This window comes from Virgisporangium ochraceum (assembly GCF_016863655.1).
GTDB lineage: Bacteria > Actinomycetota > Actinomycetes > Mycobacteriales > Micromonosporaceae > Virgisporangium > Virgisporangium ochraceum.
On record NZ_BOPH01000112.1, the window covers coordinates 81,598 to 104,992 of the forward strand.

At 72.6% G+C, this 23,395-nt stretch carries 24 protein-coding genes and 1 pseudogene; 10 read left to right on the top strand and 15 right to left on the bottom strand.

Going from position 1 to position 23,395, the window contains the following annotated elements; translation table 11 throughout:
* Nucleotides 1-92 precede the first annotated feature (92 nt).
* A complete protein-coding gene (gene metH / locus Voc01_RS40820; RefSeq protein ID WP_203933074.1) occupies nt 93-3,602 on the top strand; it encodes a methionine synthase in 3,510 nt (1,169 codons plus the stop codon).
* A 10-nt stretch (nt 3,603-3,612) separates the two neighbouring features.
* Here metH and Voc01_RS40825 read toward each other — a convergent pair whose 3' ends face one another.
* Entirely contained in the window at nt 3,613-4,446 is an 834-nt protein-coding gene (locus tag Voc01_RS40825) for a 5'-methylthioadenosine/S-adenosylhomocysteine nucleosidase family protein (protein ID WP_203933075.1), read from the bottom strand.
* A gap of 226 nt (nt 4,447-4,672) precedes the next feature.
* On the opposite strand from Voc01_RS40825, the gene Voc01_RS40830 reads away from it, so the two are divergent.
* Nucleotides 4,673-5,473: a DUF5753 domain-containing protein gene (locus tag Voc01_RS40830; RefSeq protein WP_203933076.1), complete on the top strand. Its 801-nt coding sequence runs from the start codon at nt 4,673-4,675 to the stop codon at nt 5,471-5,473.
* Nucleotides 5,470-5,697: a DUF397 domain-containing protein gene (locus Voc01_RS40835; protein ID WP_203933077.1), complete on the top strand. Its 228-nt coding sequence runs from the start codon at nt 5,470-5,472 to the stop codon at nt 5,695-5,697. Before Voc01_RS40830 ends, Voc01_RS40835 begins: the two co-directional genes overlap by 4 nt.
* Before the next feature lie 60 nt (nt 5,698-5,757).
* Here Voc01_RS40835 and Voc01_RS40840 read toward each other — a convergent pair whose 3' ends face one another.
* The 4 genes from Voc01_RS40840 to Voc01_RS40855 form a co-directional block, all read right to left on the bottom strand.
* Entirely contained in the window at nt 5,758-6,906 is a 1,149-nt protein-coding gene (locus Voc01_RS40840) for a hypothetical protein (protein WP_203933078.1), read from the bottom strand.
* Between the two features lie 72 nt (nt 6,907-6,978).
* Nucleotides 6,979-7,503, bottom strand: coding sequence for a SigE family RNA polymerase sigma factor (locus tag Voc01_RS40845; protein ID WP_239160853.1), 525 nt, complete (start codon nt 7,501-7,503; stop codon nt 6,979-6,981).
* A gap of 35 nt (nt 7,504-7,538) precedes the next feature.
* Nucleotides 7,539-7,700, bottom strand: coding sequence for a hypothetical protein (locus Voc01_RS40850; protein WP_203933079.1), 162 nt, complete (start codon nt 7,698-7,700; stop codon nt 7,539-7,541).
* A 134-nt stretch (nt 7,701-7,834) separates the two neighbouring features.
* On the bottom strand, nt 7,835-8,158 hold the full coding sequence (locus Voc01_RS40855) for a hypothetical protein (RefSeq protein WP_203933080.1): 324 nt from the start codon (nt 8,156-8,158) through the stop codon (nt 7,835-7,837).
* A gap of 185 nt (nt 8,159-8,343) precedes the next feature.
* Here Voc01_RS40855 and Voc01_RS40860 point away from each other — a divergent pair, with 185 nt between their 5' ends.
* The 3 genes from Voc01_RS40860 to Voc01_RS40870 all read left to right on the top strand — a co-directional run bounded on the left by Voc01_RS40860 (nt 8,344) and on the right by Voc01_RS40870 (nt 11,199).
* Nucleotides 8,344-9,129 carry a prolipoprotein diacylglyceryl transferase gene (locus tag Voc01_RS40860; RefSeq protein ID WP_203933081.1) on the top strand — a complete coding sequence of 262 codons (786 nt, stop codon included), beginning with the start codon at nt 8,344-8,346 and terminating at the stop codon, nt 9,127-9,129.
* Nucleotides 9,126-9,497, top strand: coding sequence for a hypothetical protein (locus Voc01_RS40865; protein WP_203933082.1), 372 nt, complete (start codon nt 9,126-9,128; stop codon nt 9,495-9,497). The genes Voc01_RS40860 and Voc01_RS40865 overlap by 4 nt, the downstream gene beginning before the upstream one ends.
* A 73-nt stretch (nt 9,498-9,570) precedes the next feature.
* Complete coding sequence (locus Voc01_RS40870; RefSeq protein WP_203933083.1) at nt 9,571-11,199, top strand: radical SAM protein; 1,629 nt, start codon at nt 9,571-9,573, stop codon at nt 11,197-11,199.
* Here Voc01_RS40870 and Voc01_RS40875 read toward each other — a convergent pair.
* Nucleotides 11,175-11,762, bottom strand: coding sequence for a dihydrofolate reductase family protein (locus Voc01_RS40875; protein ID WP_203933084.1), 588 nt, complete (start codon nt 11,760-11,762; stop codon nt 11,175-11,177). The two genes, Voc01_RS40870 and Voc01_RS40875, sit on opposite strands and share 25 nt — an antisense overlap.
* A gap of 84 nt (nt 11,763-11,846) precedes the next feature.
* A complete protein-coding gene (locus tag Voc01_RS40880; protein WP_239160854.1) occupies nt 11,847-12,686 on the bottom strand; it encodes a helix-turn-helix domain-containing protein in 840 nt (279 codons plus the stop codon).
* Between the two features lie 110 nt (nt 12,687-12,796).
* Here Voc01_RS40880 and Voc01_RS40885 point away from each other — a divergent pair, with 110 nt between their 5' ends.
* A complete protein-coding gene (locus Voc01_RS40885) occupies nt 12,797-13,426 on the top strand; it encodes a hypothetical protein (RefSeq protein ID WP_203933085.1) in 630 nt (209 codons plus the stop codon).
* A gap of 70 nt (nt 13,427-13,496) precedes the next feature.
* Here the strand turns inward: Voc01_RS40885 and Voc01_RS40890 are convergent, their stop codons facing one another.
* Nucleotides 13,497-14,474, bottom strand: coding sequence for a helix-turn-helix transcriptional regulator (locus tag Voc01_RS40890; protein ID WP_203933086.1), 978 nt, complete (start codon nt 14,472-14,474; stop codon nt 13,497-13,499).
* An 81-nt stretch (nt 14,475-14,555) separates the two neighbouring features.
* Here Voc01_RS40890 and Voc01_RS40895 point away from each other — a divergent pair, with 81 nt between their 5' ends.
* A complete protein-coding gene (locus Voc01_RS40895) occupies nt 14,556-14,975 on the top strand; it encodes a VOC family protein (RefSeq protein ID WP_203933087.1) in 420 nt (139 codons plus the stop codon).
* Here the strand turns inward: Voc01_RS40895 and Voc01_RS40900 are convergent.
* From Voc01_RS40900 to Voc01_RS40930, 7 genes and pseudogenes are all read right to left on the bottom strand, one after another.
* On the bottom strand, nt 14,970-16,544 hold the full coding sequence (locus tag Voc01_RS40900) for a fused response regulator/phosphatase (RefSeq protein ID WP_203933088.1): 1,575 nt from the start codon (nt 16,542-16,544) through the stop codon (nt 14,970-14,972). The two genes, Voc01_RS40895 and Voc01_RS40900, sit on opposite strands and share 6 nt — an antisense overlap.
* Nucleotides 16,544-18,304: an ATP-binding response regulator gene (locus tag Voc01_RS40905; RefSeq protein ID WP_203933089.1), complete on the bottom strand. Its 1,761-nt coding sequence runs from the start codon at nt 18,302-18,304 to the stop codon at nt 16,544-16,546. The genes Voc01_RS40900 and Voc01_RS40905 overlap by 1 nt, the downstream gene beginning before the upstream one ends.
* Nucleotides 18,301-19,365 carry a SpoIIE family protein phosphatase gene (locus Voc01_RS40910; RefSeq protein ID WP_307781608.1) on the bottom strand — a complete coding sequence of 355 codons (1,065 nt, stop codon included), beginning with the start codon at nt 19,363-19,365 and terminating at the stop codon, nt 18,301-18,303. Before Voc01_RS40910 ends, Voc01_RS40905 begins: the two co-directional genes overlap by 4 nt.
* The gene (locus Voc01_RS40915; RefSeq protein WP_203933090.1) at nt 19,353-19,745 is read right to left on the bottom strand and encodes an anti-sigma regulatory factor; all 393 of its coding nucleotides are present in this window, start codon (nt 19,743-19,745) and stop codon (nt 19,353-19,355) included. Before Voc01_RS40915 ends, Voc01_RS40910 begins: the two co-directional genes overlap by 13 nt.
* Nucleotides 19,742-20,170: an STAS domain-containing protein gene (locus Voc01_RS40920; RefSeq protein WP_203933091.1), complete on the bottom strand. Its 429-nt coding sequence runs from the start codon at nt 20,168-20,170 to the stop codon at nt 19,742-19,744. The genes Voc01_RS40915 and Voc01_RS40920 overlap by 4 nt, the downstream gene beginning before the upstream one ends.
* Nucleotides 20,170-21,270: an STAS domain-containing protein gene (locus Voc01_RS40925; RefSeq protein ID WP_307781609.1), complete on the bottom strand. Its 1,101-nt coding sequence runs from the start codon at nt 21,268-21,270 to the stop codon at nt 20,170-20,172. The genes Voc01_RS40920 and Voc01_RS40925 overlap by 1 nt, the downstream gene beginning before the upstream one ends.
* Nucleotides 21,253-21,471: pseudogene (locus Voc01_RS40930) on the bottom strand (sigma factor); the annotation flags it as partial. The pseudogene Voc01_RS40930 and the gene Voc01_RS40925, both read right to left, overlap by 18 nt.
* Nucleotides 21,472-21,637: 166 nt before the next feature.
* Here Voc01_RS40930 and Voc01_RS40935 point away from each other — a divergent pair.
* Nucleotides 21,638-22,345, top strand: a complete 708-nt coding sequence (locus tag Voc01_RS40935; RefSeq protein ID WP_203933092.1) for a glycosyltransferase family 2 protein — start codon at nt 21,638-21,640, stop codon at nt 22,343-22,345.
* Nucleotides 22,342-23,395 (top strand): hypothetical protein (locus tag Voc01_RS40940; protein ID WP_203933093.1); only part of this gene is annotated, 1,054 nt, incomplete at its 3' end. The genes Voc01_RS40935 and Voc01_RS40940, both read left to right, overlap by 4 nt.

Genomic DNA, 23,395 nt, shown 5'->3' on the forward strand with positions numbered 1-23,395 from the left:
GCGGGCCCGGCACCGGCGGCACGGTCCGCCCGTCACGGGCGTCACAGCCGACTCTGTCACGGTCCGCATACGGGTTGGCGTAGATTCAAACGATGCGCCGAAGTGCCGACATCTTCTCCGACGCTGGCCGGATCCTGGTCGCCGACGGGGCGATGGGAACCATGCTGCAGGCCTTCGACCTCGGTCTTGACGACTTCGAGGGGTACGAGGGCTGCAACGAGGTCCTCAACGTCACCCGTCCCGACGTGGTCCGCCGGGTCCACGAGGCGTACCTCGAGGCCGGTGCCGACCTGGTCGAGACCAACAGCTTCGGCGCGAACCTCAGCGCGCTGGCCGAGTACAACATCGCCGAACGGGTGTACGAGCTGGCCGAGGCGTCGGCCCGCATCGCCCGCGAGGCGGCCGACCGGTTCAGCACCGCCGGGCGGCCCCGCTACGTGCTCGGTTCGATCGGACCGGGAACGAAGCTGCCCACGCTCGGTCACATCTCCTACGCCGCGCTGCGCGACGCCTACCGCGACAACGCGGCCGGCCTGATCGCCGGCGGCGCCGACGCGCTCATCGTGGAGACGTGCCAGGACCTGCTGCAGACCAAGGCGGCGATCGTCGGCGCGAAGCGGGCGATGCGCGCGCACGGCGACGTGCCGATCGTCTGCCACGTCACCGTCGAGACCACCGGCACCATGCTGGTGGGCAGCGAGATCGGCGCGGCGCTCACCGCGCTGGAGCCGCTGGGCGTCGACCTCATCGGGCTCAACTGCGCCACCGGACCGGCGGAGATGGGCGAGCACCTGCGCTACCTGAGCCAGCACTCGCGGGTCCCGTTGTCGGTGATGCCGAACGCCGGCCTGCCCCAGCTGACGCCGCAGGGCGCGGTGTACCCGCTGACCCCCGACGAGCTGGCCGAGGCGCTGCACCGGTTCGCCACCGAGTACGGCGCGGTGCTGGTCGGCGGCTGCTGCGGCACCACGCCGGCGCACATCACCGCGGTGGCCGAGCGGGTCGCGGGCGTCGACACCGCCGATCGGCGGCCGAAGGTCGACGCCGGCGTCTCCTCGATGTACCACCACGTGCCGTTCGCGCAGGACGCGGGCGTGCTCATGGTCGGCGAGCGCACCAACGCCAACGGCTCCAAGGCCTTCCGCGAGGCGATGCTCGCCGGCGACTTCCACGCCTGCGTCGAGATCGCCCGCGAACAGGCCCGCGACGGGTCGCACCTGCTCGACCTGTGCGTCGACTACGTCGGCCGCGACGGCGCCGACGACATGCGCCAGCTCGCCGGCCGCTTCGCCACCGCCTCGACGCTGCCGATCATGCTCGACTCCACCGAGCCGAACGTGATCGAGGCCGGCCTGGAGGCGCTGGGCGGGCGGTGCGTGGTCAACTCGGTCAACTACGAGGACGGCGACGGCCCGAACTCGCGGTATCAGCGCATCATGCCGATCGTGCGCGAGCACGGCGCCGCCGTGGTCGCGCTGACCATCGACGAGGAGGGCCAGGCCCGCACCGCCGAGTGGAAGGTGCGCGTCGCCGCCCGGCTCATCGAGGACCTCACCACCAACTGGGGCCTGCGGGTGCAGGACATCCTCGTCGACTGCCTCACGTTCCCGATCTCCACCGGTCAGGAGGAGACCCGCCGCGACGCGATCGAGACGATCGACGCGATCCGCGAGATCGCCCGCCGCTTCCCGGGGATCAACTTCACGCTGGGCATCTCGAACATCTCCTTCGGCCTCAACCCGGCCGCCCGGCAGGTGCTCAACTCCGTCTTCCTGCACGAGTGCCAGGAGGCCGGCCTGACCTCCGCGATCGTGCACGCCAGCAAGATCCTGCCGATGAACCGCATCGCCGACGAGCAGCGCGAGGTCGCGCTCGACATGGTCTACGACCGGCGGCGGGAGGGCTACGACCCGCTGCAGCGGTTCATCGAGCTGTTCGAGGGCGTCGACATGGCCGCCGCGCGGGCCGGCCGGGCCGAGGAGCTGGCCGCGTTGCCGCTGGAGGAGCGGCTCAAGCGCCGGATCATCGACGGCGAGCGCACCAACCTCGAGACCGACCTGGAAGCCGCGCTGGAGACGAAGAGCGCGCTGGCGATCATCAACGACACCCTCCTCGACGGCATGAAGGTCGTCGGCGAGCTGTTCGGCTCCGGCCAGATGCAGCTGCCGTTCGTGCTGCAGTCGGCCGAGGTGATGAAGCAGGCGGTCGCCTACCTCGAGCCGCACATCGAGAAGTCCGACGACGGCGGCAAGGGACGCATCGTGCTGGCGACCGTGCGCGGCGACGTGCACGACATCGGCAAGAACCTCGTCGACATCATCCTCACGAACAACGGCTACGAGGTCGTCAACATCGGCATCAAGCAGCCGATCTCGGCGATCCTCGACGCCGCCGAGGACTCCAAGGCCGACGCGATCGGCATGTCGGGGCTGCTCGTCAAGTCCACGGTGATCATGAAGGAGAACCTGGAGGAGATGAACACCCGGGGCATCGCGACCCCGGTGCTCCTCGGCGGCGCCGCCCTCACCCGCGCCTACGTGGAGGACGACCTGCGTTCGCTGTACCAGGGCGAGGTCCACTACGCCCGCGACGCGTTCGAGGGCCTCGCGCTCATGGAGCGGGTGATGACCGCCAAGCGCGGCGGCGCGCCGGTCGTCGACGCGTCCCGGGAGGCGGCCCTGGCCGCGCGTCGCGAGCGCCGCGCGAACCAGCGGGCGTCCGTCCACGAGGATCTTCCCCCGTTGGACGACGTGAGCGTGCGCTCGGACGTCGACCCCGACGCGGAGGTGCCGACGGCACCGTTCTACGGGACCCGCGTGATCAAGGGCATCCCGCTGGCCGACTACGCCACGCTGCTCGACGAGCGGGCCACGTTCCTCGGCCAGTGGGGCCTGCGCGGCACCCGCGGCGGCAACGGACCCACGTACGAGGAGCTGGTCGAGACCGAGGGACGCCCGCGGCTGCGCTACTGGCTCGACCGGTTCGCCACCGACAAGGTGCTCGAGGCCGCCGTCGTGTACGGCTACTTCCCCTGCTACTCCGAGGGCAACGACCTGGTCGTGCTCGACGAGAACGCCGCCGCCGAACGCGCCCGCTTCTCGTTCCCGCGGCAGCGCCGCGACCGGCGGCTGTGCATCGCCGACTTCTTCAAGCCCCGCTCCTCCGACGGCCTCGACGTGATCGCCTTCCAGCTGGTCACCGTGGGCCAGCCGGTGAGCGAGTACGCCGCGAAGCTGTTCGCCGCCAACGCCTACCGCGACTACCTGGAGGTCCACGGCCTGTCGGTGCAGCTGACCGAGGCGCTGGCCGAGTACTGGCACCGCCGCGTGCGCGACGAGCTGGTCCTGCCCGACGGCCGGCCGATGTCGGCCCAGGACCCCGCCGACCTCGACGGGATCCTGCGCACCGACTTCCGCGGCTGCCGCTACTCCTTCGGCTACCCGGCCTGCCCCGACCTGGAGGACCGCGGCAAGCTGGTCGGCCTCCTCGACGCGGGCCGCATCGGCGTGACGCTGAGCGAGGAGTTCCAGCTGGTCCCGGAGCAGGCCACCGACGCGCTGATCGTCCACCACCCGGACGCGAGCTACTTCAACGCCAAGTAGCTCAACGGGCCTACGAGGACAGGCCGAGGTCACCTTTTCGGAAGTCGGCCGCGGCCCGCACCGTGTCGGACAGGATGGCATCCACCAGCGAGACGGCGAACGCCGCCGCGTTCGCGGCGGCCACGGTCTGCCAGCCGGCGTGGTCGGTGGTGGCTTTGGCGCCGTCGGCCAGGTCGCTGATGCCCCGGATACTGAGCACGGGAAGCGAACCGTTCAAATGGCCGGCGCACGCCACTCCGACGCTCTCCATGTCGACCGCCACCGCGTCGTTGTAGTTCAACCGCAAATGCTCGGCGACGGTGCCCAGGCGTGTATTCACCAGAACCTCGCCGCCAGCGAGCGGTTTGAAGTGGACGGTCGGCGTCGGGTGGTCGTGGAGACGTTTCGCCCACGAACCGGTGCGGAATACATGGCCGGCCAACTGGTCGAGAATGTGGGGAGCCTGCCAGACCTGCGGACGCGGAAAGAACTCGACGCCCTCGACTTTTCCACCGTGGAATGCGTACACCTTACTGCTGACCACGATGTCACCGAGCCGGACATCGTCGTGAAGCGAACCGGCCACTCCCACGAACAACAGCGCCTTCGGCCGGAACGCCGCGATCGCGCGCTCGGCGATCAGCGCCGTCGTGGTGTTTCCCGGCCCCGTGCGGACGAGCGCGACCCTGTTTCCCGACGCCGTCGTCTCACCCGTTTCGAAGACGGTTCCCGCGGGATGCCGAAATACGCGGTCGATCCTCAGGTGCCGACGGACAGCCTCGTATTCGACATCGAGAGCGGTAAGTATCGCAACCCCGGCCCGGCGTCTGCGCCGATCGAGCCGTGCGTGGAACGGTCGCATCATGGTGACCCCCCAGGAAATCCGGCCGTATAGATCGTTGTGCCCCCCGACCGGGGTCATTAGTGTGTCAAGAGCAACTCCGCAATTGCAAGACGCGATTGCCTAATTGGCATTGCGTCACGAAAGTGCGATAGGTACTTTTGACAGATGGCCGACGGCCATATGGCCGGCTGGGGGTGGGCGCTCTATGGCTGCCAGTCCAACTGCCCAGAGGCGCCGGCTCGGGCGGATGCTGCGATCGCTCCGCGAGGCAGCGAACCTGAACGGCGAGGAGGCCGCGGCGGCGGCCGAGCGCTCGGCTTCCTGGCTGAGCCGGATCGAGTCCGGTCAAGCGGTTCTGCGGCTGCGGGAGCTGCGGGATCTTCTCAACCACTACCGCATGGACGATCCCGATCGGCGGGCCGCCCTGGAGCGGATGGCGACCGAGGGCCGGGAGCGCGACTGGTGGACCGGCTACACCGACAAGCTGGACCCCCTGTTCGGGCGGTTCGTCGGCCTGGAGGCGGTGGCGAGCGAGATCCTGACTTTCGAGGATCATGCGATCCCTGGCCTGTTGCAGAGCCCCAGGTACATGCAGACCCTGATTCGGCTCGCGGTCCCGAAGCCGCAACCGGAGGTCACCGAGGCGACCATCGAGTTCCGCACCCGGCGCCAGGGAATTCTTCATGACGAACAGCGTCCGCATTTCGTGGTCATTCTCGACGAGGCGGTTCTGCACCGGCGCATGGGCGGCCAGGAGGTCATGCGTGAGCAATTCGCGTTCCTGCTGGACGCCATCGACCGGGGACTGGTGGAGTTCCGCATTCTCGCCACCACTCAGGAACGGATGCCCCTGCACGCATTCACCATTCTGCGGTTCGAGGACGACCCGGCGGTGGCGCACCTCGACACCCTTTCGGGCGGCGTCCTGGAAGAGGGGCACACGGCGATCGAGACCTATGAGACGATCTTCGCCTACTTGCGGACGATCGCCCATGACCCACCGGCGTCCCGGCGGGTCATACAAGCCATGAAGGAAGCTCACGGATGACTGCTGGAGTCGGTACCGACGCGTCGGGCTCATTGACCTCGGGATCGCTGACCGAAGAGTGGCGCAAAGCAAGCCGGAGCATGGCCGGCGGCAACAACTGCGTCGAGGTCCGGCTCCACGGCGAAGACGTCCAGGTGCGCGACTCCAAGAATCCGACCGGCCCGTCGTTGAGGTTCACGGTCGCCCAGTGGGCCTCGTTGTTGATGATGATCAGGAACGGGTGACGTGACGTAGGAGAACGGCACCGGAGGCGACCGCGTCCCTGGTGCCGTTCTCCTGCCGGGTCAACGGATGCGGGCGACGTCCAGGAGGGACTCGCGATCGCCGGTGACGCCGAGCGGCACCAGGCCCTGCATCATGAGCTGCGAGTTCGTTCCCAGCGCCCCGACGGTGTTGCGGGTGAGGTCCCACACGAACGAGCGCGCGTCGCCGCCCGGGTGTTGGACGTCGGACACCCTCACCGCGGCGAAGCGGCCGGACCGGTCGAAGACCACCTCGACGTACGGGTCGCCCGGCCCGAGGCCGGTCACCCGGCGTTGGCGGGAGCCGTCGAAGCGGTAGCTGACCACGCCCTCGCGGGACTCGCCGACGCACGTCTCGACGCCGCACGCGATCAGGGTGACGCCGGCGGGCGTCCGCGGCGTGCGGCGCTCACCGGTGGCGACGTTGACGAACGTCGGCGCGGCCGCCGGGGCGGTGGACCGGCGGAGTTCCTCGCCGGTCTGCAGTCCGCGCGTGGTCTCGGGGCCCGCCCACGGGCTCCACGAGCGCATGCGGAACCCGTCGACGACCTTCTGCGTGCGCCCTCCGTCGAGGATGCGCACGATCGTGGCCGCTGGGCCGGTCTCCGGGGGCGGGAACCGTCTGAGCGACGCGTACACCGTGCCGCCGACCTCGTACGCGGTCACGTCCTGCGTGTCGAACACCGCGCGCCGCTGCGCCGGGCCACCGGCGCGTGGCGCGGTCCACACCTCCTTGGTGCTCTGCTGACCGTCGCCGGCGACGGCGGTGACCGCGACGATGCTCCGCTCGCCGACGCTCGCCCACACCCAGGTGCGCTCGCGGCTGCCGGGCGGGTCGCTGAACAGCTCACGCACGTCGCCGGTGCGCGTGTCGAGCACGACCGGCAGGTGGTACGGCAACGACGGGTCGCTCGGCACCATCAGGTAGCGGTCCTCGTCGACCCGGCCGGCCGGCCAGGCGGGGCGCCCGTCGGGGAGGTTGTCGGGGATGGAGACCACCGCCTGCGGCCACAGCTCCGCGGCCGGGCGGGCGGTGGCCAGGTCGACCGGCGGTACCGATGCCACCTCGAGCCGCCGGCCCACGTCGGCACGCAGCGCGACGCCCGCGGCCAGCCCGGCCACGACCAGCACCACCGCCGCCACCCGGCCGACGCCGCTGCCGCCGGGTGACACCGGCGGCGAAGTCGACACCGGGTGCGGGTGCGACGGTCGCCGCGGCGCCGAGGGTCCGGGCGAGGTCGTTCTCGAGTCGGGTCTGCATGCTCACCTCCGGGTCACCGGTTCCTGGGTCCGGACGCCGGTGTCGGCGCGGAGCTTGTCCAGGCCGCGGGCGGCCTGGCTGCGGACGGTGCCGCGGGTGATGCCGAGCCGGCGGGCGATCTCCTCGTCGCTCATCGACTCGTAGTAGCGCAGGACCAGCACGACCCGCTGCCGGGTCGGCAGCGCCCGCACGGCCCGCCACAGGCCGGCGTCGCCGTCGGCGCGGGCGATGCCCTCGTCCTCGTAACCGCGTTCGGGCACCGACCCGGTCGGGTGCTCCCGGCGACGCCGGCGCCACCAGCTGATGTGCAGACGGGCCATGGTCGTGCGGACGTACGCCTCCGGGTCACCCTTCGCGCTGACCCGCGCCCACCGCGCACCCAGCCGGGCCAGCGCCTCCTGGGCCAGGTCCGCCGCGTCGTGCCGGTCGCCCGACAGGACGAACTCGTAGCGGACCAGCGCCGGCGTGCGTGCCGTCACGAACGCCTCGAAGCTGTCGACCATCGCCACCTCCCGTGCAACCTTCACGCGGGTGGTGGTCGATCTGTTGCACCGGGGTTCGGTCAGTCGGTTGCCGGGTCGGGCGCGGTCCACCGGACGGTGACCGGGCGGTACTCCTCGACGACCGCGCCGGCCGCGTCCACCCGCACCAGCCGCACGGTGAACCGCGACCCGACCTCGGGCCGGACCGCGGAGCAGTGACCCCGCACGAAGGAGGTCGGCACGACCGGGTACTCCGAGCCGGCCGACCGGCACCGGAAATCGGACGCCGCGAAGGGCGCGGTCCGCACCGGAACGGGCCGGCCGAATCTCGATAACGATGCCGGATCGGATCCGGAATGGTCACCCGTCCGGGCGGTCAGGCCGGCGCGCGCTTTCCCGCGGTTTCGGAGCGGTTCAGCAGAAATCCGATCGTCGTGGAGACGATCCGGTACACGGGGCGCCTCTTGGCGACGTGCGACAGAATGACCCGCGATCGCGGTTTCGTCTCGCATTCCGACGCCGCGGCGGCGGCGGCCTCCAGTTCCGACGCGGCCGCGGCCAGCCGGCTCACCTGCTGCGACAGTGCCTGCCAGTCCTCGTGCTCGAAGCTTCGCGCGCAACGGCAGAACCAGTCGAGAGCGTTGGCGTAGGCATCGGCCAGATTCGCTTCCGCCGAACTGGCCGCGTCGATTTGTGACATGCCTTCTCCCGGGGTATTCGACGTGGACATGACATGAAGGGAAATCACGTATTCGGGCGGCATTCCCATGCCGGGAAAACCGTACCGCGCCGCTATTGACGCGTCGATGGTTGCGTCGTTTTGAGGGTGACGCCATTCGTCGCGAAAGCGCGTCGGAGATTTGGGCCGGGCGATACCCTGCCAGGGTGTTTCCGGTGCTGTTCCGGATCGGCGGGGTGCCGGTCGCGACCCACGACGTGCTGGTCGCGCTCGGCATCGCCCTCGGCGCGGTCGTGTTCTGGGGCGAGGTGCGTCGCCGCGGCGTGCGGGACGAACGGATCTGGTACGTGGTGGCGGGGGTCGTCGTCGGCGGGGCCCTACTGGCCCGGCTCGGCACGTGGGCGCAGCACCTCGACCCGCGCGACAACGCGAGCCTCGTCGAGCAGTGGCTCTACGGCAACCGCAGCATCCTGTCGGGCCTCGTGGGCGCCTACCTCGGCGGCACGCTGGCCCGCCGGCTGGTCCGCTACCCGGTGCCGACCGGTGACCTCTTCGCCCCCGCCGTCGCCCTGGGCATGGCGGTCGGGCGCATCGGCTGCCTGCTGACCGAGAACCCCGGAACGCCGACCGGCGGCGCGTGGGGCGTCGTGCTGTCGCCGGCACAGGCGGGCCGCATTCCCGGCGCGGTCGCCGACGTGCCACTGCACCCGTCGTTCGCCTACGAGATCGCGTTCCACCTCGCCGCGCTCGCCGCGCTGTGGTGGTTGCGCGACCGCATCGACACCCCGGGCGAACTGTTCAAGCTCTACCTGATCGGGTACGCGGCATTCCGGTTCGCGGTGGAGTTCGTCCGCGGCAACGAGGTCGTCGTCGCGGGCATGACCCGCCCGCAACTGTTCCTCCTCGCCGTCGCGCCCGCGCTGGTCTGGCACGTGGTGCGGCAGGCCCGACGCGGCACCTACCGGCCGCGGGTGACGTCGGTGACCCCGTGAGCGTCGATCCACAGTGGAGCACTCCGCCGACCCCACCCGGCGGGCCGTTCGGCGACGGACGCGAACCCATCCGGGCGGTCGACGTCTGGGTGGGCATCGGCATGGCGACGCTCGGCCACCTGCTGACCATCGTCATCACCGTGGTCTCCCTCGCCTTCCGAGGGGATCTGGGGCTGTTCGTCGGCTTCGGGTCGCAGGTGCTGCTGTTCGTCGCGTGCCTGACCCTCGGCATCGTGCAGCTGACCCGCCCGGTCCGGCGTGGGCTCGGCCTCGGCCTGCTGATCGGCTGGGGCGTCGGGGTCATCGTGCTTCCGGTGGTCGGCGTGGGAGCGTGCATCTACATGCTGAGCAGAATCGAGACCGGATGAGCGAGCACTTGTGCGAGCGAATCAGCAACTCGGTGCGCCGCGAATGCACCGCCACGCGAAGCGGGCCGATGGCATGAGCGCCGCCGTCGGCCCGGGCATGCCCCTGCGTGGGGACCGCATCCACCGCTACGTCAACGCGTTCTGTCCCCGCTGCCACGACGAACAGCCCGACCGTCCACTGGAGACGGTGCTCCGGCTCTCCGGGTGGCTGGCCGAGCGCGACGGCCGGATCTGGCTCGAACGGGGGTGCGCGGTACACGGCCTGGTACGCACCCTCTACGACGAGTCGGCGGAGATCCTGCGCTACCTGGAGCAGTGGACCGCACCCACCAAGACACATGTGCCCGACCTCGCCGGGAACTTCGCCCCGGTGCCCGCCGCCTACGCCCACGGGCTGCCGGAGATGCAGACCCAGCACACCTGCATCCTGCTGGCCGACCTCACCGACACGTGCAACCTGCGCTGCCCCACGTGCTTCACCGACTCGTCGCCGGACGTGGGCGGCGCCGTGCCGCTGGCCGACGTGCTGTCCAGTGTGGACGCCCGGTTGGCCCGCGAGAACGACCGGATCGACGTGCTCATGCTCTCCGGCGGTGAGCCCACGCTGTACCCGGACCTGCCGGCCCTGCTCGACGAGCTGTCCGCGCGACCGGTGGTGCGGGTGCTGCTGAACACCAACGGCGTGCGTGTCGCCCGCGACGACGCCCTGCTCGACCTGCTGACCGCCCACCGCGAGCGGGTCGAGGTCTACCTGCAGTTCGACGGCGCGTCCGCGTCGGCCCACCGCCACCACCGCGGCGCCGACCTCGGCCGGATCAAGGACGCCGCCATCGGGCGGCTGTCGTCGCGGGGCATCTTCACCACCCTCACGATGACGGCCGCGCTGGGCGTCAACGACGGTGAGATCGGCGCGGTCGTGCGCCGGGCCCTCGACACCCCGTACGTCGGCGGGGTGTCGATCCAGCCGCAGTTCGGCTCCGGGCGGTCCGGTCCGATCGACGCGACCGACCGGCTCACCCACACCGGGGTCCTGGCGCGGCTGGGGCCGCAGACCGAGGGCGTGGTCACCTGGCGCGACCTGACCGCGCTGCCGTGCTCACACCCGCACTGCTGCTCGGTGGGGTACATGCTGCGCGACGACGGCGGGTGCTGGGCCTCGCTCACCGGGCTCATCGGGCCCGAGCGGCTCCTGTCGTTCCTGGACCTCGCGCCCGAGGCGGTCGCCAACCGGATCGCCGACCCGCAGCTGCCGGTCGCCCTGCGCGGCGCCGTGCGGACGTCGCTGCTCGGGCTGCTGTCGGAGCAGTCGTCGCTCTCGCACCCCTCGGTGGGCGAGCTGTGGCGCGACATCTCCGCCAACTGCGACCTCGGCATCCCGACGCTGACGACGCTCGCCGCGGCGAAACTGCCCGGCGGGGCGGGCCGGCTGCGGCGGCTGCTCGGCGAGCGGGTCAAGCGGATCACCGTCAAACCGTTCATGGACATCGCCACGATGATCGAGGAACGGCTGCTGCAGTGCTGTGTCCATGTGGCGACGCGGTCGCCCGTCGACGACGGGGTCGCGCGTGAGCAGTGCGCGCCGTTCTGCGCGGTGCAGGCGTGGCCCGCGCTGTCGGCGCAGCGGCTGTCGTCCGGGCTGGGGTCGTCCGGGCTGGGGTCGCTTCCCCTCACGCCCGTTCAGACCGGTCGACGCACGCGGTAGCTGAGATGGAGGACCCGGTTGCCCCGGATCACCACGTCGGGGTCCTCCAGGAGGTGCTGCCCGTCGACGGACCCGAAGAAGCGTTTGCCTGACCCGAGCACGACGGGCACGACGTCCATGCGGACCTCGTCGACCAGGCCCGCGGCGAGGGCCTGGCCACCGACGTCGCCGGCGGCGACCTCGACCACGCGGTCGCCGGCCAGTTCGCGGGCCCGGGCCACGGCCGCCCCGACGCCGTCGACGAAGTGGAACGGCGCCGCGGGGTCCCAGCCCTCGGGCGGCGGCCGGTGCGTCACGACGACCACGTGGTCGACCCCGCTCGGCGGCGTGCCGTCCCAGCCGTCGGTCAGGTCGAAGACGTGCCGGCCGGCGACCGTCGCCCCGATCCGGTCCCAGTACGGCCGCGTGTGGTCGTAGGAGGTCTGCGACACCGTCAGCACGCCACCGTCGTCGAGCGGGACGTCACCGGCGGTCAGCCAGTCGAACAGCGGCCCGGGCAGGTCGTTGTCGTCGGCGATGAAGCCGTCGACCGACACCGTCGCGTACATGACCACTGTGCCCACGGGACTCTCCTCCGGTTCGGGAAGCCCTCAAGCTAGCCGGTCGCGGGCGGCGGCTCTTGTAGGAAATCAATCGGCTGTAGGAAATCAATCGGCCGGCAGCGGCCAGCCGTCCAGCACGTGCCCGGGATGTTCGAGCCGGAACCGCCGGCGGACCTCGAGGTAGCGGGTCGGCGTGAGCCCGGTGAACGCCCGGAACTCGTGGCCGAAGTGGGCCTGGTCGAAGTAGCCCGCGCCGTGGGCGAGGTCGCTCCAGTCGACCGGTCCGGCGGGGTCGATCCCGAGCACGGCGCCGGTCAGCCGGTGCGTGCGGGCCAGCCGCTTCGGCGTGACGCCGACGAGCTCCTTGAACCGCCGGGCCAGGTGGGTGCCGCTGACCCCGGCCGCCGCACCCAGGTCGCCGATCGCCACCGCACCGCTGGTCGCCGCGATGACGCCGCTGGTATGGCGGACCAGCCCCAGCCCGGCGGTCTCGCCCAGCCGTCGCACCAGCTCGTCCTCGAACAGCGTCAGCATCCCGTGCGGCCCGGCCGCGGCGGCCAGCCGGTCCCGCAGGTCGGCGACGGCGGGCCGGCCCCACACCTGCTCCACGGTCACCGGCCGGTCGCGCAGCTCGGCCGCGGGCATCGGCAGGAACGGGGCCAGCCCCCACGGCTTGACGTGCGCGCCGACGGACCGGGTACCGGGCGGGTAGCCGAACTCCCACGCGAGGGTGGGCACCGTGACCACGCACCCGTCGTCGTACGAGGCCGCCTCCAGGTCGGCGCCGCCGCGGACCCGGAACGGCGGCCCCAGGTTGACGATGAGCAGCGCCGCCGGCGCCGGCGGCAGCCTCAGCCGGGCGTACGGCGGCGGGCCCTCCAGGTAGTAGAGGTCGTCGATCAGCCCGTCCAGCGGCGGCCGCGGCACCCGGGACACGTACTCCACGTCCCCAGCATCGCCGACGGCGGCCGGGGGTCACCCGCAGGGTGGATTCGGGCGGCGGCGCGGCGCCGGCGCCGCGGCGACGGCCGGGTCCGGTGCGACCATGACCGGCGATGATGATCCTGACCGGGTCGGTCGTCGTGGCGCTCGCGGCCGTCGTCGGGGTGCTGTCGGCGCTGCTGACCGACCGCGTGCGCGCCGCCCGCGACCGGGCCCGCGGCCCGGACCGCGAGCTGCGGGCCCGCCGGCTCGACGCGTACGCGCCGCTGTACCGGCGCGTCGGCGCGCTGTCGCGGTACCGGGTGACCGCGTCGCCGCGGGCGGCGCTGCCGACCTGGTCGGACGGGCTGCACGCCTGGTACTTCGACGAGGCCGCCGGCCTGCTCCTGTCCGACGACGCCCACCGCCGCTTCCTGGACCTGCTCGACGTGCTCGCCGACACCGCGGCCGACGACACCCACGGCCCGCGGCTGGTCGAGGCGGAGGCGGACCGGCTGTGGCGGGCCGGGGAGGCGCTGCTGCGCCGGCTCGCCGCCGACGTGTCCGGCGGGCGGGCGGGTGACGCCGGTGCCGGCGGCCGGGGCGTCGCCGCGCCACAGCCGCCACTGCTGCCGGAGCCGCCGCGTCCGCCGGCCGCGCGGGGACCGGGGGAGCCCGTGCTCCCGGTGACCCCGCCGCGACCTCCGCGGCCCCGGGAGGAGTCCCGGCCGGCCCTCGCGCTGCAGGTCCGGGACATCACCTGACCCCGCCGGAAAGCCCCGAATGTCCGAACGGACAGCGCAACAGTCCCGGTGAGAAAAACCATTTGACGGCTCAGGTAGGTTCCCGGGCCGCGGCAGCGGCGGCGTAGCGGCGCGCGAGCACGGGGAACGCGGCGGCCAGCTCCGCCGGTCCGACGACCTCCAGGCCCGCGTCGAACCGGCCGAACGCCGCCGCGAGGGCCGTCCACGACCAGGAGCCGAGCACGACCGAGCACCGTCGCGGCCCGCGCTCCTCGACCAGACCGTCCCGCACGTACGGCAGCACCTCCGCGGCCGGCCGGTCCAGCAGCACCTCGCCCACGCACGGCCAGGCGGCCGAAGCCGACCCGTCGGCCCCGCGGAACCGGCCGGCGACGAACGTCGCCACGTCCGGGGCCGGCAGCGGCCGCGGCGTGAACCGGGGCCCCGACGGCGTCCACGGGCGGACCCGGTCGAGGCGGAAGGTGCGCCAGTCGGCCCGGTCGAGGTCCCACCCCACGAGGTACCAGCGGCCGGACCACGCCACCAGATGATGCGGCTCCACCCGGCGCGGCGGCCCGGAACCGGTCGCGTAGTCGAACCGGAGGACCTCCTGCGCGTGCACGGCCGCGCCGACCGCCACCAGCACCCCGGCGTCGACCGGCGGCTCCGGCCGCGCGACGGGCGGCTCCATCGCCGTGACCCGCAGTGCGTCGACCCGGTGCCGCAGCCGCGCCGGCATCACCTGCCGCACGGTGGTCAGCGCGCGCACCGCGTCGGCACCGATCGCCGCACCCGAGACGGCCGCGAGCTGCAGCGCCACCGCGACCGCGACGGCCTGCCCGTCGTCGAACAGCAGCGGCGGCAGCTGCGTGCCCGCGTCGAGCCGGTACCCGCCGTCGGGGCCCTTGACCGTCCGCACCGGGTAGCCGAGCTCGCGCAGCCGGTCGACGTCGCGGCGGACCGTGCGCGGGCTGACCGCCAGCCGTTCGGCGAGCAGCGCGCCCGGCCAGTCCCGGCGGGCCTGGAGGAGGGACAGCAGAGCGAGCAGCCGCGCCGACGTCTTGGGCATACCGCATTGTGCTTCAGGTAGCGGCCACACCCTGGCCACTACTCCTGCGAGGGTGGTCCCACCAACGCAAGGGAGCAGCAAATGAGCATCAGCACCACGGCCCACATCAACCTCCGCGGCACCGCCCGGGAGGCGCTGGAGTTCTACCGGTCGGTCTTCGGCGGCGACCTCGTCGCGGCGACCTACGCCGACGCCGGCGCCGCGCAGGACCCCGCCGAGGCCGACCAGATCATCTGGGGCCAGGTCACCTCGCCCGACGGGTTCCGGATCATGGCGTTCGACGTGCCGGCGGCGCGCCCGTGGAACCCGGGCGAGCACGCGTACTACGTCTCGGTGCGGGGCACCGACGCCGGCGAGGTCACCGCCTACTGGAAGAAGCTGAGCGACGGGTCGACCGTGCTGCAGGACCTCGCCCCGTCGGGCTGGTCGCCGCTGTACGGCATGCTCACCGACCGGTTCGGGGTCACCTGGGTGCTCGACGTGGCCGTCGGATACTCATGACCGGTGGATCGCCACGATCGCGATGTCGTCCTCGATCGGCTCGGTGACGAACGTGTCGAGCAGCCCGTCGCAGAGCGTCTCCAGGTCGGGCCCGGCGTCGGCGATGGCCAGGCGCAGCTGCTCCAGGCTCGTTCCCAGGTTCTCGTGGCGGCGCTCGATGAGCCCGTCGGTGACCATCACCAGCGTGCCGCCGACGGGCAGGTGGAACCCGGTGCCGGGCGGGCGGTCCACGCCGATCCCGAGCAGCGGCGTGTGGCCGGTGACGAACGTGGTCGCGCCGTCGGGGCCGCGCAGCACCGGCGGCAGATGCCCGGCGTTGGCCATGTACCCCTCGCCGGTGCGCGGGTCGATCCGCAGCAGGCACAGCGTCGCGGTCTCGTCGGGCAGCAGCCGCAGCATCATCGAGTTGAGCCGGCCGATCACCACGTCGGGCGGGTGGCCCTCGGCGACGTAGGCGCGCAGCACGTGGCGCAGCTCGGCCATCACGGTCGCGGCGTGCAGCGAGTGGCCGGCCACGTCGCCGAGCGCGGCGATGAGCGTGTGGTCGAGGTTCAGCAGCTCGTAGAAGTCGCCGCCGATCTCCGCGCGGGAGCTGGCCGGCACGTACCGCACGGCCAGCCGCACGCCGTCGACCGTGGGCATCTGCCGGGGAAGGAGGCTGCGTTGCAGGGTCAGCGCGATGCGGCGCTCCTCGTCGTAGGAGCGCATCGCGTCGATGGACAGGGCCACCGCCTGGCCGAGCTGCGTCAGGACGTTGGCGTCGTCGGCGGTGAGGCCCTCGCAGGGGACCACGATGTGCGCGGCCGGGCGCCCCGCCCGCGACCGCGACGCGTTGACCCACAGCGGGGCGTCGCCGTCGAGCGGCCAGTGGACCGCCGAGCCGACGTACAGCGACGACGTGTCGGCCGGCTCGACCGGCGGGTCGGCGGTCCACTCGCTGACCGACGGTTCCCGGCCCGGCCCGTCGCACCGGGCCACCAGCCGCTGGCCGTCGGGGGTCACGGCGGCGACGGCCGCCGGCCGCTGGAACACGTCGGCGGTGCCGGCGACCGCGGCCAGCAGCAGCGACGGGAACGTGGTGGCCCGGTTGACCCGCAGCGTCGTCTCGGCGAGCCGGGCCAGCCGGTCGGCGAGGTGCTCGGCCCGCTGCCGCGCGCGGAAGTACCGCAGCAGCGCCTGCACGGTCGCGGTCAGCTCGCCCGGGTCGATCGGCTCGGCGAGGTAGGCGTCGGCGCCGCGGGTCAGGCCCTGGGTCCGGTCGGCGACGTCGACGGCGGTCGCCGAGATGTGGATGACCGGCAGCGCGGCGGTCGCCGGCGTCCCCTTGATCCGTTCGGCGACCTCGAAGCCGCCGATGTCGGGCAGCCGCACGTCGAGCACGACCAGGTCGACGGCGGGCGTGGCGAGCAGGTGCAGCGCCTCGCCGCCGGTGGCCGCCTCCACGATGCGGTGACCGGCCCGGCGCAGCCAGCTGGAGATCACGTAGCGCTTGGTCGGATTGTCGTCCACGACCATGATCGTCGCGGGTCCGTCGGCGGTCTCGGCGCTCACCGGCACGGCGAGCGTCATTACCGGGCCACCGCGTGCAGCGTCTCGACCAGCCGGCGGTCGTCGAGCGTGGCCTTGTCGAGGATGCCGGCGGCGTGCGCGGTCGCCTCCCGGCCGACGTCGTCGAGTTCGGCGGCGGTGACCACGAGCACCGGGATCGGCCGGGCGGTGGTGTCGGCGGCGAGGACCCCGAGCAGCTCCAGCCCGCCCATCCCGGCCATCCGCAGGTCGAGGACGATCGCGTCGGGCCGGTCGGCGGCGATCGCGTCGAGCGCGGAGCGGCCGTCGGCGGCCTCGTCGACGGTCAGCCCGTCGTCCTCCAGCGCCTGCCGCAGCCGGTGCCGGAACGCACCGTCGTCGTCGACGACCAGCACCCGCGACAGCCCGACGGCCCGCGGGGCGGGCGGCCGGCCGGCGTCCGGCCGCGCCTCCGCGTCCGACGGCGTCCGCGGCACCGACAGCGTGAACGTGCTGCCGCGTCCGGGCTCGCTGACCAGCGTCAGGTCGATGCCGAGCAGCCCGCACAGCCGGCGGGCGTAGGGCAGGCCGAGCCCGGTTCCCGGCGTCGCCGGCCGCTGCGCGTCCCTGACCTGGTAGAACTCCTCGAAGATCCGGTCCTGGTCGGCGGGTGCGATGCCGATCCCGGTGTCGGTGACGGTGAGGACGGCGCGCCGGGCGTCCGGGTCGTACCGGGCCGACAGGGTCACTTCGCCGCGGTCGGTGAACTTCAGGCCGTTCGTGAGGAGGTTGCGCAGGATCTGGACCAGCATCGCCTCGTCGGACACCAGCGGCGGGACCCCGTCGGGGTCGTCGACGAGCAGCTCCACCGACGGCCGGGCCATCGGCCGCAGCGTCCCCCGCAGCTGGCCGAAGACCGCCGTGAGGTCGACCGGCGCCCACTGCGGCTCCAGCCGGTTCGACTCCGCCTTCGCGAGGTCGAGCAGCTGGTTGACCAGCTCCAGCAGGTCCCGCGCCGACGATTGGATCAGCGTGAGCTGGTAGGTCTGCTCGGCGGTCAGCGGCTCGGACTGCGGGTCGAGCACCAGCCGGGTCATGCCGAGCACCGCGGTCACCGGCGCCCGCAGCTCGTGGCTGACGTTGCGCAGGAACCGGCTCTTCGCGTCGCTGGCCTCGCGCAGCTGCGCCGACCGCTCGTCGAGCTCGGCGTAGAGCGCGACCACACCGCGGTTGGTCTGCTCCATCTCGTCGGACAGCTCGCTGTACAGAGCCATCACGCCCTGGTTGGTCTCCTCCAGCTCGGCGTTGAGCCGCAGCAGCTCGTCGCGGTGCGCCTGCGCCTCCTCCAGCGCCGCGATCAGCTGGGCGTTCTGCACCCCGAGCTCGTCGAGGACGTTCGTCGGCACGGTCCCGGCCAGGCCGGTCCGGATCCGGGCGAGGGTCTGCGGGTCGGGGTCGGGCCCGCCGTGCGGGAGGCGGCGGGCCAACCGGACCGTCACCGAACCGACGCCGGTCACCAGGTCGGCCGTGGTGACCAGCCGAGCGGCGGCCCGGACCCCGCCGGCCAGCCCCGACGCCGGTCCCGACGGCACCGCGCCGGCGGCGAACAACTCGGCCTCGACGCGCCCGTCGTCCACCGCGAAGCTGACGACGGTCGAGCGGGCCGACGTCAGCAGGTGCCGGCACACCTCGCTCAACGCGGTGGCGAAGCGCACCTGGTCGGCCTGCTCGAACCCGAGCGCCTCGGCGACCTCGCGGCCGCGTTGCCGCACCACGAACACGTCGCGCTCGCCGCGCGCCGTGAACCGCAGCAGCTCGGTCATGACGGCGCCGCGACCAGGATGCCCGCGTCGTCGCGGCGCACGCCGGCGTCGCGCAGCAGGGTGGCGGCGACGACGACCGCCCGGTGCCCCAGCAGCCCGGGGTAGTCCTCGACCCGCCACCGGTCGGCGAGCCCGTCGGTGTGCATGACGACCGCGGCACCGGGCGGCAGCGGGTACTCGAACTCGCGGACCGTGCGCCGCTGGTGGCCGGCGATCCCCGGCAGCGACACCATCGGCCGCCGCTCGCCGGGCCGCACCACGACCCCGGCGATGTTGCCCAGCCCGGCATACCGGACGGTGCCGGCCGCCCGGTCGACGGCCGCCACGGCGACCGCGGCGCCCCGGGTGTGGCTCATCCGCCGGTGCAGGTGCTCGACGACCGCGGCCGGCGACCCGTCGGGCGCGCCGTGGAACGCCTCGACCGCGGCCGCCGACGCCGTCGCCGCGAGCGGGCCGTGACCCAGGCCGTCGCTGACGAGCAGCAGCGCACCGGCGGCGGTGTGCCGGACGGCGAGCGCGTCGCCGGCGACCTTCTCCCCGGTGATCGGCCGGATGACCCCGTCGACGTCGGCGCCGCCCGGCGCCTTCGCCGGAGGCGCCGCCGGCCAGAACTCCGCCGCGATCACGGTGCCGCGGCCGGGCAGCGAGTAGCCGTCGCTGCGGGTGGCGAGCCGGCGCACGGCACCGAGGCCGATGCCGAGCGTGCCCGAGGTTGAGTGCCCGTCGCGGCCGCTGGCGTCGAGGTCGACCATCCCGGGACCGGAGTCGACCGCCACCAGCAGCACCCCGCCCGCGCCGTCGCGGCGCAGGTACCGCACCAGCAGCCGGCCGTCGACGGCGTGGCGGGCCAGGTTCGTGGCGAGCTCGGTGGCCGCGATCGACAGCTCACCGAGCCGCGTCTCGGAGAAGCCGAGCCGCCGGCCGGCCTCGGCCGCCGCCCGCCGGGCCGACCCGGCGGAGGTGACCTCCTCCACCCGGAACCAGCCGGCGTCCTCGAAGACCCCCGCCGACCCGCCACGGGTCGGCGTCCCGTCGGCGGGCGGGCCGGTCAGCGGGCCCACTTGGTCACCGTGATCCGGGTTCCCTCGCCGACGGCGGTGACGATGTCGAAGTCGTCGACGAGGCGGCGGGCGCCGGACAGGCCGAGCCCCATCCCGTTGCCGCTGGTGTAGCCGTCGGTGAGCGCGAGGTCGAGGTCGGCGATGCCGGGACCGGCGTCGGTGAACACCACGCGCACCCCGCGGCGCCGGTCGGAGGTGACCGGCTCGATCTCGGCCTGCCCGCCGCCGCCGTAGATCAGCGTGTTCCGGGCCAGTTCGCTGGCCGCGGTGACCAGCTTGGTCTGGTCGACCAGGGAGAGCTTCGCCGCCACCGCGGCGGTGCGGACGGCCTGCCGCACCCGCACGACATCGTCGTCCCGGGCGATCGGCAGTTCCGTCACCGGGTCAGCGCCGGGTCGTCGGTCTCGGTGTCGTCGGTGTCGTCGGCGTCGGCGATCGAGGACGCCCGGGGGGGCGCCGTCCGGGCGAGCAGTTCCATGCCCCGCTCCACGTTGAGCGCGGTGCGCACCCCGGTGAGCGACAGGCCCAGCTCGACGAGCGTGATCGCGACCGCGGGCCGCATGCCCACCACGACCGTCTCCGCGTCGAGGACCCGCGACACCGACGCGATCGTCGACAGCATCCGCCCGATGAACGAGTCGACGATGTCCAGCGCCGTGATGTCGATGATCACGCCGTGCGCGTGCGTCTCGACGATCCGCTCGGTGAGGTCGTCCTGCAGGCCGAGCGCCGTATGGTCGTCCATGTCGACCTGGATCGACACCAGCAGGATGTCGCCGATCTTGAGGACCGGGATCCGGTCCATCAGCGGCTCGCCCGGCGGCGGACCACGTCGGAGCCGCTCGCCCGCAGCGTGTGCAGCAGCGCGTCGGCGAGGCTGGCCTTGGTGACGATGTCGCCGAACTCGATGCCCAGCGACACCACCGTCTGGGCGATCTGCGGGCGGATGCCCGAGATGACGCACTCGGCGCCCATCAGGCGGGCGGCCATCACGGTCTTCAGCAGGTGCTGGGCGACCTGGGTGTCGACGGCCGACACCCCGGTGATGTCGATGATCGCGAACGCCGAGCCGGTGTCGACCAGCGTCTGCAGCAGGCTCTCCATGACCACCTGCGAGCGGGCCGAGTCGAGCGTGCCGACCAGCGGCACCGCCAGCACGCCGTCCCACAGCTTGATGACCGGCGTAGACAGCTCCATCAGCTGGTGGTTCTGCTCGACGATCAGCTCCTCGCGGGTCTGCGCGAAGGTCTCGAACGTGAACAGCGCCAGCTCGTCGACGAACCGGGAGAACGCGATGAAGTCGGCCAGCGCGACGGGGTCGCCCTGGTCGAGACCGTCGAGGACCGCGTCCTTCAACGAGAAGACCGTGGACGCCGTCTCGCTCGGGGTGAACCCGCGGCGGGCCTGGGTGCCCGACAGGTCGGCCAGCGCCGCCCGCACCTCGGCCGCGTCGTCGGCCCGCAGGTCGGACGTGTCGACCGTGCGCAGCGTCGCCGTCAGCGCCGTGAAGATGTCGGTGATCTGCGACGCGAGCTCGGCCTCGGTCGACCGGCCCCGGACGCCCTGCAGCGCCAACGCGGTCCACCGCTTGATCAGCGGGTCACGCTGATCAAGCAGCAGCTGCGCGAGCCGTGCGCTGGTTCCAGCGTTGAGCACCACCCATGACCTCCCAGAACTGCCCGGCCACCGGGCCGATCGGCGCGAACTGTACCAGCCGGCCGTCACACCCCGTAGAGGTCGATCCCTTGCATCACGGCAAGCATCATGCGCCCAGCCGCGCACCCGCCCTGACCGCCAGATCGCGCGCGGTGCCCCGCTGGAACGCGCCGCCGATCCGCAGGCGGGTGAGGGCGGCGGCCAGCGCGCGTCGCCCGCGGGAGAGCCGCGCCGCCACCGGCTGATCACGATGCGTCGCGCGACCGTGCGGACCCAGCCCTCCGGGTCGGCGTAGCCGGACACCCGCCCCCAGCGCTGCCACGCCCGCGCGTACGCGTCCTGGGTGACGTCCTGCGCCTCGCCGACGTCGCCGACCAGCGCGTAGACCATCGTGAACAGGCGTTGCCGGGTATTTCGGTAGAAGGTGTCGAACTCCTCGGTATCGGCCACGGCACTCCCGTCTCACGGACCGCTGTCGTCAACCGTCACGCCCGCGCGCCGGCGCGGGTTGCCGCCCGTTTCGTCTTCCGTCGATGGGCCGGGACACATCGGCCGTCCGCCGGGCATGTATCGTGGCCGGGCTGAAGCGGCCTCGTGTTGGTGTGGAGTCACGTCTGTGAAGCTTTCGATTCTGGTGCCGGTCTACAACGAGGAGGCGCGGCTGCACGCCGCGTTGAAGCGGGCGGTCGACGTCGAGTACCCCTGCGACGTCGAGATCGTCGTCGTCGACGACGGCAGCAAGGACGGCACCGGCGAGATCCTGCGGTCGTTCGACCACCCCGCGGTCAAGCCGTTCACGCACGAGAAGAACCAGGGCAAGGGCGCGGCGATCCGTACCGCGGTCGCCGAGGCCACCGGCGACTGCATGGTGATCCTCGACGCCGACCTCGAGTACGACCCGAGCGACATCCCGCGCCTGGTCGAGCCCGTGCTCGCCGGCCGCACCACGGTCGTCTACGGCAACCGCACGTTCGGTAGCCACTCGGCGTTCTCGTTCTGGTACGTGATGGGCAACAAGGCCGTAACGCTCGCCGCGAACATCCTGTTCAACTGCTACATCAGCGACCTCGAGACCGGCTTCAAGCTGATGCCGCTCGACCTGTACCGGGCCCTCGACGTGAAGTCGAAGGGCTTCGGCATGGAGGCCGAGCTCACCGGCAAGCTGCTGCGCAACGACTTCCGGCCGTTCGAGGTGCCGATCACCTACGCCGCCCGCTCCCGCGAAGAGGGCAAGAAGATCACCTGGCGAGACGGCGTGGAGGCGTTGTGGATCCTCGCCCGCGAGCGGGTCCGGCGGCGCCGCACGGGCCTTCCCGGGAAGTGACACAGGTCGAGGAGCAGGCCGCGGCCCCTGACACCGCGGCCCCGCTGCCCCGGTACCGGCGGCCGTCGACCTGGCTGCTGGTCGCCTGGTGCGTGCTCGTTCCCCTGACGATCCTCGCCGGAACGTTCGGCCTGCGCGGCTGCCCGGCCGGCCAGCACACCTGCAACCGCGCGCCCACGCTCGCCGACCCGTGGCGGTGGTGGCTCGTCGCGGCGGTCGGCGCGCTGGTGCTGCTCGCGCTGTGCGTGTTCGAGGCCCGCCGGCCCGCGACGGTCGACCCCACGCCGTCGCCGCGCCGGTACCGCCGCCGCTGGCTGGTGGCCGGCAGCGTCCTCGGCGTGCTCATCGGCGCGCACCTGGTGATGCTCGGCCCGATGGTCGACAAGCCGTTCTGCGCCACCCCGGTGTACGTCAACAGTGTCATGGCCTACCCGTACAACTGCGACAGCGTCGAGTTCACCCGGCTCGCGCACAACCCCCGCCGGATCCTCGAGTACCACAACGAGCGCCAGTCGCGCCCCGGGTACGTCGCGATCGCCGCCGTCGGCACCCGCACCGTCGGCCCGGTCGCCCACTGGCTGCACCTCGACCGGCTGTACGGGCAGAACGACAAGGCGTACATCCCGCTCGTCCTGATCAACCTCGTCGCCACGGCGATCGCCGTGCTGCTGCTGGCCTGGCTGCTGTCGCGGCTCGGAACCCCCACGATGGTCACGGTCGCGCTGAGCGCGCTGGTGGTGGTCAACGAGGTCACGAAGCCCTTCACCTGGACCGCGCACCAGCAGACGATCGCGCTCGTCGTGCCCGTGGCCACGATCGCCGCGGTCCGCTGGCTGCTGCTGGCGCGACCGTCGTGGCGCGGCGTCGGGCTGCTCGGGCTCGGGTTCGGCCTCGCGTCGCTGGTCTACGGCAGCTTCCTCATCACCGCCGGCGTGGTGCTCCTCGTGCTGGTCGCCCGGCCGGCGGGCGGCTGGTTCCGGTCGGGCTGGTGGCGGCAGGCGTTCCTGCCCGCCGTGGTGTTCGGCATCGGGTTCGCCGCCCCGCAGCTCA

What these genes read in the sequence shown, in the direction of transcription:
- metH (WP_203933074.1), top strand. Translation starts at nt 93, where the DNA reads ATGCGCCGAAGTGCCGACATCTTCTCCGACGCTGGCCGGATCCTGGTC.
- Voc01_RS40825 (WP_203933075.1), bottom strand. Translation starts at nt 4,446, where the DNA reads ATGATGCGACCGTTCCACGCACGGCTCGATCGGCGCAGACGCCGGGCC.
- Voc01_RS40830 (WP_203933076.1), top strand. Translation starts at nt 4,673, where the DNA reads ATGCTGCGATCGCTCCGCGAGGCAGCGAACCTGAACGGCGAGGAGGCC.
- Voc01_RS40835 (WP_203933077.1), top strand. Translation starts at nt 5,470, where the DNA reads ATGACTGCTGGAGTCGGTACCGACGCGTCGGGCTCATTGACCTCGGGA.
- Voc01_RS40855 (WP_203933080.1), bottom strand. Translation starts at nt 8,158, where the DNA reads ATGTCACAAATCGACGCGGCCAGTTCGGCGGAAGCGAATCTGGCCGAT.
- Voc01_RS40870 (WP_203933083.1), top strand. Translation starts at nt 9,571, where the DNA reads ATGAGCGCCGCCGTCGGCCCGGGCATGCCCCTGCGTGGGGACCGCATC.
- Voc01_RS40885 (WP_203933085.1), top strand. Translation starts at nt 12,797, where the DNA reads ATGATGATCCTGACCGGGTCGGTCGTCGTGGCGCTCGCGGCCGTCGTC.
- Voc01_RS40890 (WP_203933086.1), bottom strand. Translation starts at nt 14,474, where the DNA reads ATGCCCAAGACGTCGGCGCGGCTGCTCGCTCTGCTGTCCCTCCTCCAG.
- Voc01_RS40895 (WP_203933087.1), top strand. Translation starts at nt 14,556, where the DNA reads ATGAGCATCAGCACCACGGCCCACATCAACCTCCGCGGCACCGCCCGG.
- Voc01_RS40900 (WP_203933088.1), bottom strand. Translation starts at nt 16,544, where the DNA reads ATGACGCTCGCCGTGCCGGTGAGCGCCGAGACCGCCGACGGACCCGCG.
- Voc01_RS40905 (WP_203933089.1), bottom strand. Translation starts at nt 18,304, where the DNA reads ATGACCGAGCTGCTGCGGTTCACGGCGCGCGGCGAGCGCGACGTGTTC.
- Voc01_RS40920 (WP_203933091.1), bottom strand. Translation starts at nt 20,170, where the DNA reads ATGGACCGGATCCCGGTCCTCAAGATCGGCGACATCCTGCTGGTGTCG.